The sequence below is a fragment of the Acinetobacter pullicarnis genome (genome assembly GCF_006352475.1).
Lineage (GTDB): Bacteria > Pseudomonadota > Gammaproteobacteria > Pseudomonadales > Moraxellaceae > Acinetobacter > Acinetobacter pullicarnis.
The window spans coordinates 2,170,873-2,184,743 of record NZ_VCMZ01000001.1 but is presented as its reverse complement, the minus strand read 5'-3'; the positions used below and the strand labels follow the sequence as shown (position 1 = coordinate 2,184,743).

At 43.2% G+C, this 13,871-nt stretch carries 14 protein-coding genes; 7 read left to right on the top strand and 7 right to left on the bottom strand.

The annotated features are described in order from the left end of the window. Window positions 1–2: 2 nt before the first annotated feature. Both FD716_RS09585 and FD716_RS09580 read right to left on the bottom strand, forming a co-directional pair. Window positions 3–1,061 (bottom strand): asparaginase, encoded by a 1,059-nt coding sequence (locus tag FD716_RS09585; protein WP_139852140.1) that lies wholly within the window; start codon window positions 1,059–1,061, stop codon window positions 3–5. 428 nt (window positions 1,062–1,489) lie between these two features. Then, complete coding sequence (locus tag FD716_RS09580; RefSeq protein ID WP_139852139.1) at window positions 1,490–2,725, bottom strand: pyridoxal phosphate-dependent aminotransferase; 1,236 nt, start codon at window positions 2,723–2,725, stop codon at window positions 1,490–1,492. 165 nt (window positions 2,726–2,890) lie between these two features. Here FD716_RS09580 and msrB point away from each other — a divergent pair, with 165 nt between their 5' ends. The 4 genes from msrB (at window position 2,891) to FD716_RS09560 (ending at window position 5,391) form a co-directional block, all read left to right on the top strand. Further along, window positions 2,891–3,310 (top strand): peptide-methionine (R)-S-oxide reductase MsrB, encoded by a 420-nt coding sequence (gene msrB / locus FD716_RS09575; protein ID WP_139852138.1) that lies wholly within the window; start codon window positions 2,891–2,893, stop codon window positions 3,308–3,310. Further along, entirely contained in the window at window positions 3,307–3,792 is a 486-nt protein-coding gene (locus FD716_RS09570) for a glutathione peroxidase (RefSeq protein ID WP_139852137.1), read from the top strand. Before msrB ends, FD716_RS09570 begins: the two co-directional genes overlap by 4 nt. Window positions 3,793–3,853: 61 nt before the next feature. Next, on the top strand, window positions 3,854–4,708 hold the full coding sequence (locus FD716_RS09565; RefSeq protein ID WP_215895461.1) for a helix-turn-helix domain-containing protein: 855 nt from the start codon (window positions 3,854–3,856) through the stop codon (window positions 4,706–4,708). A 59-nt stretch (window positions 4,709–4,767) separates the two neighbouring features. After that, window positions 4,768–5,391 (top strand): LysE family translocator, encoded by a 624-nt coding sequence (locus tag FD716_RS09560; RefSeq protein ID WP_139852136.1) that lies wholly within the window; start codon window positions 4,768–4,770, stop codon window positions 5,389–5,391. A 36-nt stretch (window positions 5,392–5,427) separates the two neighbouring features. On the opposite strand, the gene FD716_RS09555 is transcribed toward FD716_RS09560, so the two are convergent. From FD716_RS09555 to FD716_RS09535, 5 genes are all read right to left on the bottom strand, one after another. Further along, window positions 5,428–5,913 carry a GNAT family N-acetyltransferase gene (locus tag FD716_RS09555; protein WP_139852135.1) on the bottom strand — a complete coding sequence of 162 codons (486 nt, stop codon included), beginning with the start codon at window positions 5,911–5,913 and terminating at the stop codon, window positions 5,428–5,430. Between the two features lie 195 nt (window positions 5,914–6,108). Further along, window positions 6,109–7,308 carry an acyl-CoA dehydrogenase family protein gene (locus FD716_RS09550; protein ID WP_139852134.1) on the bottom strand — a complete coding sequence of 400 codons (1,200 nt, stop codon included), beginning with the start codon at window positions 7,306–7,308 and terminating at the stop codon, window positions 6,109–6,111. Window positions 7,309–7,347: 39 nt separating this feature from the next. After that, entirely contained in the window at window positions 7,348–8,646 is a 1,299-nt protein-coding gene (locus tag FD716_RS09545) for an acyl-CoA dehydrogenase family protein (protein ID WP_139852133.1), read from the bottom strand. Window positions 8,647–8,894: 248 nt separating this feature from the next. Next, window positions 8,895–10,268: an ABC1 kinase family protein gene (locus FD716_RS09540; protein WP_139852132.1), complete on the bottom strand. Its 1,374-nt coding sequence runs from the start codon at window positions 10,266–10,268 to the stop codon at window positions 8,895–8,897. A gap of 137 nt (window positions 10,269–10,405) precedes the next feature. After that, window positions 10,406–10,711, bottom strand: coding sequence for a hypothetical protein (locus FD716_RS09535; RefSeq protein ID WP_139852131.1), 306 nt, complete (start codon window positions 10,709–10,711; stop codon window positions 10,406–10,408). 263 nt (window positions 10,712–10,974) lie between these two features. Between FD716_RS09535 and FD716_RS09530 the strand changes: the two genes are divergently transcribed. From FD716_RS09530 to aroC, 3 genes are all read left to right on the top strand, one after another. Beyond that, window positions 10,975–11,199, top strand: a complete 225-nt coding sequence (locus tag FD716_RS09530; RefSeq protein ID WP_139852130.1) for a hypothetical protein — start codon at window positions 10,975–10,977, stop codon at window positions 11,197–11,199. A gap of 400 nt (window positions 11,200–11,599) precedes the next feature. Continuing rightward, the gene (prmB, locus tag FD716_RS09525; RefSeq protein ID WP_139852129.1) at window positions 11,600–12,613 is read left to right on the top strand and encodes a 50S ribosomal protein L3 N(5)-glutamine methyltransferase; all 1,014 of its coding nucleotides are present in this window, start codon (window positions 11,600–11,602) and stop codon (window positions 12,611–12,613) included. A gap of 12 nt (window positions 12,614–12,625) precedes the next feature. Further along, window positions 12,626–13,720 (top strand): chorismate synthase, encoded by a 1,095-nt coding sequence (gene aroC / locus FD716_RS09520; protein WP_139852128.1) that lies wholly within the window; start codon window positions 12,626–12,628, stop codon window positions 13,718–13,720. Window positions 13,721–13,871: the final 151 nt, after the last annotated feature.

Genomic DNA, 13,871 nt, shown 5'->3' with positions numbered 1-13,871 from the left:
AATTAATATTCCCAGAACATGCGTTGAATTTGTTTTGGATCTGTCGTTTTGGTTAAAGCCAGTGCAGTTAAAAGTTTGGCTTTTTGCGGATTTAAATCATGCGCCACTACCCAGCCGTTTTGGTCATCGGGTTGTTCGGCATTGCGTAATACAAAACCTTGTGGGACACGTGAAGCACGTACAATTTGCACGCCTTGCTGCTGTAAATTCTTTAAGGTCGGCACAATATAGTTGGCCACCGAACCATTGCCTGTCCCTGCATGAATAATCGCTTTGGCACCAGCTTTGGCGTAGGCATCATAAGCATCTGGCAGCATATTGCCTGAGCCATAAACGATTTGCACCAATGGTAATTTGTCACCTTGAATCTGTTCAATATTAAACTCAGAACGGTTATTGAAACGTTTGGCAGAGTTTCTAAACCAATACGCTTTACCCTCCACCAAACTGCCCAAAGCCCCCCATTGGCTCGCAAAGGCATTGGTATGAATATTAATGGTTTTGGTCACATCACGTGCTGCAAAAATGGAATCATTCATGAGTACCATTACACCTTTGCCTTTGGCGGATTCATCAGCCGCTAACGCGACAGCACTATATAAGTTCAATGGGCCATCCGCAGACATTGCAGTCGACGGTCGCATCGAACCAACCAGCACAATCGGTTTATCTGAGTGAATCACTAAACTAAGAAAGAATGCGGTTTCCTCCATGGTGTCGGTACCATGCGTGATCACCACACCGTTCACATCTGGTTTTTTAAGTAAGTCATTAATTTGACGCGCAAGAGACAGTAGCTCTTTATCGGTAATGCTTTCTGAAGCGACTTGTAACGCTTGTATACCTGTGACATTGGCGAGATTTTGGATTTGAGGCACGGCATTCAATAAGGCATCGACTGGAACTTTGGCTGCGGTATAAGTGGCACTATTGGTTGAACTGGCACCTGCACCAGCAATCGTTCCGCCCGTGGCAACCACCACCACATTGTTTTTAGCCCATACAGACATGGGTGTCATGAAGGTGAGCGCAAGCGTCAGCGCAGCAATTTTATGCTTCATTATTTAATCCTTTAATTGTCATATTGTTTATTTCTAGTGCAAAAAAAAACATACACAAATTCAAAATAATATAAAACAGCTATGCTTGGCTATAGCCATCTGAAAATGGTAATAGGCATGTGATTTTTTCAATTGATGGGCAGAGGATTTAATTTTTGCAAAAGAGAGATATATATCAAACTATTTTACGAAAAGCTATCTTGTGTCGCAAAATAATTCTATAAGTTTTTGAAATATCACAGTGAGTCTCAACTTCGGTGGTGCATTTACAGACGATGAAAGTTCAGGTGGTGCAGGCGTTGGTTTTAGTTGGTAAGTTCGATTAAAATTTAAGGCATTAAAAAACCAGCGCTGAATGCGCTGGTTTTTTTTTGAAGCTTGATTTTTCTCAACCAAGCGCCAAAAAACACAATGCGTACCCAAGTAATTTAACGCATTTTTTGCAAGAAACGACCTAGACGGGTAATGGCTTCACGCAGTTCATTTTCTGCCGGCAAGAATACCAAACGGAAATGATCGGGTGTTGGCCAGTTAAAGCCTGTGCCTTGGACCAATAAGACTTTTTCAGCTTTGAGAAAATCGAGCATGAATTTTTCATCGTCGTTAATTGGGTACATTTCAGGATCGAGGCGCGGGAAGCAGTACATGGCACCTTCTGGTTTAACGCAAGTCACCCCAGGGATTTCATTGAGCATTTCCCATGCGATATTGCGTTGTTCATATAAACGACCACCTGGACGAATGAGGTCGTTAATTGACTGGTAGCCACCTAGAGCCGTTTGAATGGCGTATTGCGCTTGATGATTGGCACACAGACGCATAGATGCCAACATGTCTAAGCCTTCGATATAATCTTCTGCACGGGTTTTGTCACCGGTAATAGCCATCCAGCCAGAACGGAAGCCAGCAATACGATGTGATTTCGATAGACCATTAAAGGTGATACACAGTTGATCACCTGCGAGCGTTGCAACAGAAACTTGTTCAATACCATCGTAAATAATTTTGTCGTAAATTTCGTCAGCAAATAAAATCAGGTCGTATTTTTTTGACAGTTGTACGATTTTTTCAAGTACATGGCGTGGATAGACTGAACCTGTTGGGTTGTTTGGATTGATAATCACGATGCCGCGAGTATTTGGCGTGATTTTACTTTCCATATCGGCAATATCGGGGTACCAATAATTTTCTTCATCACATTTATAGTGAATTGCGGTACCGCCAGAAAGATTTACCGCAGCCGTCCAAAGTGGATAATCTGGCATTGGGACCAACATTTCATCGCCATCATCGAGTAGACCTTGCATGGCCATCACGATCAGCTCAGAAACACCATTGCCGATATACACATCTTTGACCGATAAATCGAGAATACCTTTTTGTTGGTAATACTGACAAACCGCTTTACGTGCTGGAAAAATCCCTTTTGAATCGGTATAACCAATGGCATTGGGCAGGTTGAGTGCCACATCATTAATAATTTCTTGTGGTGCTTCGAAGCCGAAAGGTGCTGGATTGCCGATATTTAATTTAATAATTTTATGTCCGGCTTCTTCCATTTCGTTGGCGGCTCGTAATACTGGTCCGCGAATGTCGTAGCATACATGCTCGAGCTTTGATGATTTTTTAATTTCGCGTGGTAATGTAAAACCTAAACCGGACATATTGCCATCCAATGTGAGTGAGTTAGTGATTAAGTTAAAAAGTATATAGATTACTGAAATATCACAATCTATGTTCAAATTTTGCTAGGATTTTATAACGTTCTAGCGTAAATATGATTGTCATGAAGCATGACACCGAATGTTAAATATTTAAAGGAGTTAATCATGGGAAAACTCAATAAAACAGACCGAGAATGGCAAAGAGAGTTATCACCAGAGGAATTTAGGATTACGCGCCAAAAGGGGACTGAAGCCGCGTTTACTGGCAAATATTGGAATACCAAACAAGCAGGTACCTATTTATGTCGCTGTTGCGGAACGGCCTTGTTCCTTTCAGAGACCAAATTTGATAGTGGCTGTGGTTGGCCGAGTTTTTTCAAACCAGCCAATCCAACCGTAATTGAAGAACACGATGACCAAACACATGGCATGACGCGGACTGAAGTGACATGTCATCATTGTGATGCACATTTGGGGCATGTGTTTGAAGATGGTCCACAACCAACAGGCCTTCGCTATTGCATCAACTCAGCCTCATTAGACTTGGTAACCCAAGAAAAGAGCGATGAGGACACCTATCCATGAGTAATATTTATCAGTATGAAGCTGAATTACTGGATGGGAAGAACCAAGCATTTTCTGATTATCAGGGAAAAGTTCTACTCATTGTAAATACTGCCAGTAAATGTGGTTTTACCCCACAATTTTCTGGTCTGGAAAAGCTCTACCAAAAATATCATGCGCAAGGTTTTGAAGTGCTTGGCTTTCCATGCAATCAGTTTGGTGGCCAAGATCCGGGCAGTCATGAAGAAATCGGGGCATTTTGTCAGAAAAACTATGGCGTGTCTTTTCCAATGTTTGCCAAAGTCGATGTGAAAGGGCCGGAAGCACATATTCTCTTTCGCTACTTAACCAATCACAGTAAAGGAATATTGGGCAATGGCATTAAATGGAACTTCACCAAGTTTTTGATTAATCAGCAAGGTGAGGTGATTCAGCGTTATGCACCAACCACCAAGCCAGAAAGCATTGAGCAAGATATTGAAAATGCTTTAGCACAGGCCTGAGGCTCAGCAGGCTTATTTTTATTTCAATAATTTCTTTGGTTAAAGTTTAAAGGATATCTGGATGGCACTTGGCCAAACACCTGCTCAGCTTGAAGCGAGATTTTGGCATGATCAACGTATGCCTTATGTCGAGACGCGTCAGGCTTGCCAGAGTCGGGTTTGTTATCAGGCACATAGCCATCCAACCTTTTCAATTGGCGCAGTCGATCAAGGACAAAGCCAATTTAGTAGTTATTTAAGTGCTGCGCAAACCATTCAAAGCGGCAGCTTGGTTTGTATTCCAGCCCATGTTGAACATTCGTGTAATCCCATGCCAGGACAGCCATGGAGTTATCAAATGATGCATTTGCAGCTCGATTGGCTTTCAACATTGTTGCAAGAAAGTACCGGCCAAGCTTTACAATATTTAATTCCGCAATTTACCCCACGCATTTTGAATACACCGCAGCTATATGCCGCGTTTACGCGCATGAATCAAACTTTATTTTCACTTGAGCAAACCATTGCTGAGAAAGAACAAGTACTGATTGAGGGATTAACCCAGATCTTATTGCCTGCTTTTATTTGGCAAAAAACTCGCTATAGCAAGACTGAACACGACAAAATGGCGTGTCTGTTGGATTATATTGCGAGTCATGACGAAATCTTAACGTTGGCGCAACTGGCTGCACAGGTTGAACTCAGTCGTTTTGCGGTAATTCGTTTGTTTAAGCATTATTTGGGATTTACCCCGCATGCCTATCAATTAAATTTAAATATTCACCAAGCACGCGAACAGTTAAAACAAGGCCAGTCTATTTTAACGGTGGCCTATGACTTGGGTTTTAGTGATCAAAGTCATTTTCATCGCGTTTTCAAAGGTCACACCGGTGTGACACCCAAACAATATCAACAAAAATTCAAGGCTGCAATTTAATACAAGACCCGCGTATTCGCATTTATCTATAGTCCACCTGTATTGAACAGGAACTAGCAATGGATATTTTTTTGATGATTGCGTTGACGCATTTTATTGCGCTGCTTTCACCGGGGCCCGATTTTTTCTTACTCCTCACCAGCTTATTGAGCAATGATCGCCGTGCTGCGACGTGGGTTTGTATTGGTATTGCCTTGGGCAATGCACTGATTTTAATATTGGTCTATAGCTGCATGTTGATGCTGGGAAAACTCGATGCCAATATATTGCATTATGTGCAGTATTTGGGGGCAGGGTATTTGCTGTACTTGGCTATCCGATGTTTTAACGCCGCACGGCAACCTTTTGTAGTGACGATCTCAACCGAGACTCGCAGCACGCTATTCAATTCCTCACTCAAATATTTGGGCTTAGGTTTGCAATCGAGTTTACTTAATCCGAAGAATATTTTGTTTTATAGCAGTTTGATTGTCTTGGTCTACAGCCAATTTTCTGTTTGGCAGCATGTGTTGATTTGCATATGGATGTTGGCGGTGGTGTTGGCTTGGAATTTAGGCCTGCTGAAACTTTTGAGTCGAGCGGCATGGATCGATTGGTTAAAGTGCCAAGCAGCTTATTTATATTATTTGTCCGCTGCTTGCTTTTTGGTTTTTGCCTTACTCGGATTTCTGCTGAAAGTTTAATGGGGAGGGCGATTAGAGCCGCCCGCAATTCACCGATTATACCGTTTTTAGCATCCAGATTTCACAGGCATGGCTATGTCCGGTATGGCCTTTGGGGACATTTAGATGTTCAAAACCAAGCTTTTCATAGAGCTTGACCGCTTGCCATAAAGATGCCGTCGTCTCTAAATAGCAGGCTTGAAAGCCATGTTGTGCGGTAAAGGCAAAGGCTTGGTCTAAGATTTTCTTGGCAAAGCCGAGTCCACGTAATTCAGGTCGGAAATACATTTTCTGAATTTCTAAAATGGTTGCATCACCGGCCAAAGGGGAAAGTCCACCACCACCAAAAATCTGACCATGTTGATTTTCGACGACCCAGTACTGTGCATGAGGTTGGTCGTAAACCGCATAGAGGTCATCTAAAATGGGATCTGCAACGGCAAAGCCAGATTCGGCTGCAAGACCATATTCTTTAGAAACATCACGGATAATTTGCGCGATCTGCGCATTGTCTTGCGCTTGGAGTGGGCGAAGTTGATACATATGGATAAAACACAAACATTAAAACAAGAGGCTGTTATTTATAGCAAAAACAGAATTCTTTGCAATAGCGCTCTTGCATAAGTCGTTTTAATTCCTGTTTTGAGGAGAAAATCACAGGACCTATAAAAATGATGAAAGAGCTCTAATGCATATTGGTCGATTTTCAACAAAAGTTTGTTGCTTCTTGCTCCGTGGTTATTTTAATTCACTTGATGATTTTCCTAATTCACGTCGTGCAATGATGAGTTGTTGAATTTGCTGTGTGCCTTCAAAAATATCTAAAATTTTAGAGTCACGTGCCCATTTTTCAAGTAATTCATCTTCGTTATAGCCCAGACTGCCTGCCAGTTCGACGCATTTCAGTGTGATTTCATTCGCAATGCGGCCTGCTTTGGCTTTGGCGATAGACGCCTCACGGGAATTGGGTTGGTTATTGTCAGCCATCCATGCTGCTTTGAGCGTCAATAACCGTGCTGCTTCCCATTCGGCTTGCATCCGATAAATCTGTGCGGCCAAATGCGAACAGTGCAAATAGGGAGTGGCATAGTTGGCATCGAGCTGATCTTTGAAAATTTCTTGAATGCGCTCAAGGGATGCTTTGGCACAGCCAATCGCCATGGCTGCGACCAAGGGACGAGTATTGTCAAAAGTCTGCATTACACCGGCAAAGCCTTTGCTGACTTCAATATCAGCATTCCCCAATAAGTTTTTGGCTGGGACGCGGCAGTCGATCAGACGAATCGTGGCGGTATCGGAGGCCTTAATCCCAAGCTTATGTTCTAAGCGTTCAACGGTCATTCCCGCGGTTTCTTTCAGTACCACAAAGGATTTAATCGCAGCACGTCCGAGTTTGGGGTCGAGTGTCGCCCAGACCACAATGGCGTCTGCACGTTGACCTGAGGTCACAAATATTTTTTCGCCATTCAGAATATAATCATCGCCATCTCGGGTGGCTGTGGTACGTATTGATGCCGAGTCTGAGCCGCACTGCGGTTCAGTAATCGCCATCGCTGCCCAGATGTTTTTAAAGCGCAAGCGTTGCTCTTCGTTCGCAACGGCTGCTATGGCTGAGTTGCCCAAGCCTTGACGCGGCATGCTGAGTAATAAAGCGGTATCGCCATAACACATTTCGATAATACTTAATGCGGTGGCCATATTGACACCATTTTTATTGGCTGAATCTTGGGTATCCGATTTGCCTACAGCCGCACCTGCATTTTGGTCATCACCACTGTCATTCATGCCATCGATAAGGGAGGCGAACATATCGAGTTCGATGGGATAGGCATGTTCGGTTTTATCGTATTTACGGGAAATTGGGCGCAGCACGTGACGCGCAGCTTGGTGGGCCTGATCGAGCAGTAATTGGAATTTTTTCGGTTGTTGTAGATTCATGTTGAATCGTCCTTATTATTTTTAATGCTGGTGTTTCACTTAAGCGTGTAAGCCAGAATGTAAAATCGCGATGGCGCGTAAATCCCGATACCAACGTTCCACGGGATGTTCTTTGGTATAGCCGTGCCCCCCTAAGATTTGCACCCCATCTGTCCCAATTTTCATGGCTTTTTCTGCACAGAGCAGTCGTGCTAAATAGGCTTCACGATGAAAGGCTTGTCCTGCTTCTGCGAGACTGGCAGCTTGAAACAGCAACAAGCGCATGGCTTCAATTTCAATTGCCATATCGGCAATCATAAAGGCGATGCTTTGACGGTGAGAAATCGGTTCTCCAAAGGCATGCCGTTGATTGGCATATTCAATACAATATTTTTTAACGGCTTCACAGCTGCCTACTGCTAAAGCACACCACATCAAACTGCCTAAATCCAGAAAGGCAGCATAATTAAAATCATGATCACCTAAACGCTGAGCAGGGGTGTGATCAAAATATAGCATCACTGTTTCTGTGGCTTTAAGTCCCATGGCCGGTGACTTTTTGCAGCGGATGCTGTTATCACGTTTGACCACAAATACATCGGGTTGCGCGTTGAACTCGGCACTCACAATCAATACATCGGCAGTTTCGCCCAAAAGCACCAAGGTTTTTTCACCCTGAAGTTGAATTTCACCGAGATGATTGATGCTGGCTTGGGTTTTGAGTTGCATCGGATTAAAGCCTGAGGTGTTTTCTTGCACAGCAAAACTGGCACGTAAATCAGTTTGTGTGGCAAAGGCGGGCAAGAAATCGGCTTGCACCTGTGCTGAACCCCATTGGCTAATACAGTTGATCACACTAAAACTGCTGAGCAATCCGGCTGCAAGGCTAAAATCGCCACGTGCCAATTGTTCTGCAATCAGCACATTGCTGAGCATATTTTTTTCAGTGGCCACACCACCCAAAGCTTCGGTGAGGGCATAGTCATGTAAACCTAAATCGCTGCAATGTTGCCAAAGGACATCTGGGAATTTCTCATGTTGATCGGCATCCCGTGCCAGCGGGTAGAGTACCTCGGTTGCAAATTGTCCGAGCGCATCACAGGTCATTTGCTGATCTTCGGTTAAATGAAGATCAAACAAGTCTTTTTTTTGATTTGCTAAGCGTTGTTGTTTGAGCTGCGGTTGTGATTGAAAAATTTTTTGAGTTTGAGAGAGTGTCTTAAAACTGTGCTTGGCACTTTGATAGAGTGATTTTTCCAGCCACTTTCTCAGTTTGAGTTGATCAATCAGTTGGCTTCCTGCAATTTTTGTGAGTAGTGCTAAGCTCCAACCTTGGGCTTGGTTTGCCATTTTATTCATCTTATTGTCCTGATCATCCTGTCATTCGATCATCATGCTGACACGAGAAAATCAAAAAAACTATGTCGGCACTGACATGTAGATTGAACAAAGTTTGCGTGTAGAAGAATGGCGAGGGAGAGATCAGTCGCTTGAATTATCGTTATTTTTATATATTGATTGAGTTGGAAAAACGATCAATTGGCTAAGCTGACGTAAATTATAAATTTTCATCAAGTTAGCCAAGTGTTTAAAAAAATGGACAGGATTTAGATAAAGGGTGTGATCATTTTACGTACATTGGTTTTGGCTTCAATTACGGTCATAAAGGTATAAGCCCCGATAAACTTACGGCTAATAAACATAAATTCTTTCGGTGGAATACTGAAATAACGCGAGGCCATTGACTTAGAGGCACGTTGCATCACTCGGCTATGTAATTGACTTTTTTTCCAGTCATAGCGCTGATGTGCATCCATCACGCCTGGTGGTAAATCTGGGTTGTTTTCAATGCTACTAAACGCTTCAGTTGCCAATAAGAATACTTTGGCCATGTCTGGTTTAATACTGGCAGGCATCCCTTCAAAAAATGGATAATCAGTCATGGCATCCACCATTTGATCGATATTGTGATTGTAGCCTGCGGTAATGAGCTGACGCGCAACACGTAACAACTGTTGATCAAACTGGCGAATCGCACCGAAATCGAGTAGCACGATTTTATCGACCTGTGCTTGACCATCACCGAGTCGAACCAGGTAGTTACCAAAGTTCGGGTCGGTTTGCATTTCGCCCCATTCAAAAATTTCACGAACTGCAATTTCCAGCGAAGCTTCACCTAGGCGATTACGACGATCCTGCGGCAGAGACAACATCACTGGGCTGTTAATCGGGACACCACGTTCAAAGGTCATGCACAACACCCGATCACTACAGAAGTAATCGACAATCTCGGGGACTACATAGCGCTCATCATCTTGTAAACGCTCAGCAAAACGTCGCGTGGTTGCTGCTTCAACCGCATAATCCACTTCACGATGCATCATTTCACGCACTTCATCAAACCACTGATCAAATTCACGGGTTTGCGGCACCATACGGGTGAGTTTGAGCATGTTTTTAAACAAGCTCATGTCCGAATCGATGGCTTCTGCAACGCCTGGATATTGAATTTTTAGCACCAGTTCTAAGCCATCCGATTTACGTGTAGCGCGATGTACTTGTGCGAGAGATGCTGTACCAATCGGTTCATGATCAATGGTGAGTTCATCAAGTTTTGAGCCAAGTTGCAGCGCCAAATGCTGCTTAATCGCAGGCCATGCCAAAGCTACTGTTTGATTGTTCAAGGTATTTAATGCTTGGGTGATTTCTACGGGTAAAAAATGTTCGCCGTAGAGCGCCATCATTTGACCGATTTTGACGATTGAACCTTTAAGTTTGCCAATTTCTGCGACCAGGTATTCAGCTTGCTCTTTCATGGCTTTTTTACGTTTTCTTTCTTTTTCTTCTTCGCTTGAGAATAACGTACTTGCATTTGATGCTGCCCAACGTGTCCCTGCAAGTAAAGAGGCTTTGGCGATTGAGAAGCGTCGATCCATTGAAGAGGTTTTTAACTGTTTAAGCTTATCGTTCTGATCTGACATGAACATTAAATCCTTTGGGCAAGCGTGCAGATAAGTCATTGTAGTGAATATTACAGCGTATGCACGTATAAAAAAAGTTTAATCTAATCGTTCACATAAACCAGCCTAATCAAATTAGGCAGTCATTTGTTAAATGTTTAGAGACGGTATTTAATTTTAAGGACTTTACGTTGAGACAATTCAGTTTTGTGCGTGACAATATGATCAGTCAGCATCTCATTCACCAAATTGCTCATAAAGCCGAGTGCATAGCCTTTCACAATGATGATGCTGGGCAAGGTGAAAAACAAATACTTTGCATCTTCAAGTGTTGCGCTTTGAAAAATGCCATGTGTGGTTAAAAGTTGTTGAAAATACTGTTTTTCAGTTTGCACTTTGTCGGACTGTTCATCTTGCCAATAGTTTTGACGAATTGCGTGTAAATCATTGTGCTTATAACTCATCTGCCGTCCTTATTTCAAAAGCTTCGAGTATATGATGCCGTGTGCTTGGCGATGATGCAATGCCGTTAATACAGCAGGAGTTGCGATTGATTCAAAAAGCCCAACTCAGCAGTGCATCCATTCGAAGTGAAGCAATAATATCCTCAAATATCAAAAAAGCGCAGTCTTTCAACCTGATTCTGCAGCTGAGAGCCAAGTTTAATAAAAATGTAAACATTGCATGTTACAAACAGGATTCTATCTAAGCAATTGATTTTAAGCATATGAATGATCTAGATACCAAGAAAATTAATCAACTAATTGACGCACATATCGCAGCAGGAAAGGTGCCTGAAAAACTTGAGTTTGGTTTCAAGACCTATGCACGATTGGTCGATGCAGATGAATTTTTTATGCTGGTGAGTAAATCAGGGGATGGCAAACATCATTTATATCGAAATATCCGAGTTAAACTGGTGACGGAAAAGCATTTTTTCAAAGTCAAATAAGGGTATTTGATCACATACATGAACGGCCACTTAGAAACACGATTAAACCTTTGGGTTTAATCGGTTTGGCTGACTACAAACGTGAAAAACTTAGCCGAGCCCTTGTGATTTACACAGATTAAATTGCATGGGGAGCGCGATTATACGTTCGCGTGTATTGCAGCTACAGAATCAGAAAAAATATTCGGGGCTTTACCGCACGTATAAGCGCGATTGGGATTGGAAAATGTTTTTTGGTATAAAAAATCAGCACTGTTGCTGATTATCTGTCGTGAATCAGATCTTAAGCGCGAAATGATTCAATATTCTGCAATAACACTGCGTCAATGCCGTTAAAAAAACAATAAAAACAGGGTATGATAGCGTCTTTTAAACGACTTGCCCCTTGGAGGCGCCTTTAGTGGATCAAATGACTATCTCCCCTGAACAAATACAGGAAGCAGCTGAAAACTTAAGCACGATTCGCGATTTTATTCGCTTTGGTGTGTCAGCATTACGTCAATATGATGCCCACTTAGGTCAAGGAACCGAAGATTTTTTTGCTGAAAGTTCAGCATTGGTATTGCAAACTCTCTCGCTTGATTGGAGTGCAAATCCTGAAATCTTAGATGCTAAATTGTTGCCAAGTGAAAAAGCAGAATTCTTGGAACTCTTGGTGCGTCGTGTGAACGAGAAGATTCCAACCTCATATTTACTCAATTTGGCTTATTTCGCCAACAAACCTTTTTATGTAGATGAACGTGTGCTCATCCCACGCTCACCGATTGCCGAATTAATTGAGCAACGTTTTGCACCGTACTTCCTCGATGAACAAGGGCAAATGCGTGCTGCATTAAATGCGCTACCTGAAAACCCACTAGCGATTACCCCACGCCGTATTTTAGATATGTGTACCGGTTCGGGCTGTATCGCGATTGCCTTGGCCTATGCTTTCCCAGAATCGGAAGTCGATGCAACAGATATTTCCAAAGAAGCCTTAGAAGTCGCCTCAATCAATAGCGAACACCACAATATGCAATATCAAGTTGCATTAATGGAATCGGATTTGTTTGAAAAAATCCCTGCTGAAAATCAATATGATTTGATCGTGACCAACCCACCGTATGTTGATGCAGAAGACATGGCAGATTTGCCACAAGAATTCTTGCATGAGCCTGAACTGGCATTGGCTGCGGGTCAAGATGGACTCGACTTGGTGCGTAAAATGTTGGCGCAAGCGGCTGATTATTTGACTGAAGATGGCTTAATCGTGATTGAAGTCGGCAACTCTGAATGGGCAATGAAGCAAAACTTTAACACCGTGGATATGCACTGGTTGCAATTCCAAAAAGGCGGTTCAGGTATTTTTGCTTTGACCGCTGCACAGTGCCGTCAATACCGTGATGTCTTCATTCAATCACTTCAAAACGTATAAGGAATCATCTACATGGCTGGCAATAGTATCGGACAACTTTTTCGTGTTACGACCTGCGGTGAGTCTCATGGTGCTGGGCTCATGGCCATTGTGGATGGCGTCCCACCCGGTTTGCAACTGAGCGAACAAGACTTACAACACGATTTAGATCGCCGTAAACCGGGCACTTCAAAATTTGCTACCCAACGCAAAGAGCCCGATCAGGTCGAAATTATTTCTGGGGTTTTTGAAGGTAAAACCACTGGGACTTCAATCGGTTTGCTGATCCGCAATACCGACCAAAAATCCAAAGATTATGGCAACATTGCACAGACGTTCCGTCCGGGTCATGCCGATTATACCTATACGCATAAATATGGTTTCCGTGATTACCGTGGTGGTGGTCGTTCGAGTGCGCGTGAAACCGCGATGCGTGTGGCTGCGGGTGCGATTGCTAAAAAGTATCTTGCCGAAAAGTTTGGTATTGTGATTCGCGGTCATGTCACTCAAATTGGCAACGAACAAGCACAAACCCTCGATTGGAATGAAGTGCCGAATAATCCATTTTTCTGCGGTGATCTCAATGCGGTACCTCGCTTTGAAGCCTTAGTGACTTCATTGCGTGAACAAGGCACCAGTTGTGGTGCTAAGCTTGAAATCTTAGCTGAAAATGTCCCAGTGGGTTGGGGTGAACCGGTATTCGATCGTCTTGATGCCGATATTGCCCATGCCATGATGAGTATTAATGCGGTTAAAGGTGTTGAAATTGGGGATGGCTTTGCAGTCGCTGAACAATTTGGACACAGCAGCCGTGATGAATTGAGCGGTGATGGCTTCTTGGCCAATCATGCCGGTGGGATTTTAGGTGGGATTTCTTCAGGCCAAACCATTCGTGTGGCGATTGCTTTGAAACCAACAGCGAGTATTACCACACCGGGCAAGACCATTAACATTGATGGTGAGGATACCGATGTACTGACCAAAGGTCGTCATGATCCTTGTGTTGGTGTACGAGCGACACCCATCGCGGAAGGCATGCTTGCAATTGTATTGATGGACCATTTTATGCGTAACCGTGCACAAAATGCCGATGTGATCGCACCCTTTAATCCAATCGAACCCAAATAAGAGCGATTTAAACGTCGTTAAAGCCCCAGCAATTTGCTGGGGCTTTTTTGTATTTGAAGCTGCCTATGTGGCAGTGAACAACTAACCCAATCAATTAAAGATGGCGCTGGGTTTCTAAGCTGCCTATGTGGCAGTGAAGTAGGCAGAGTAA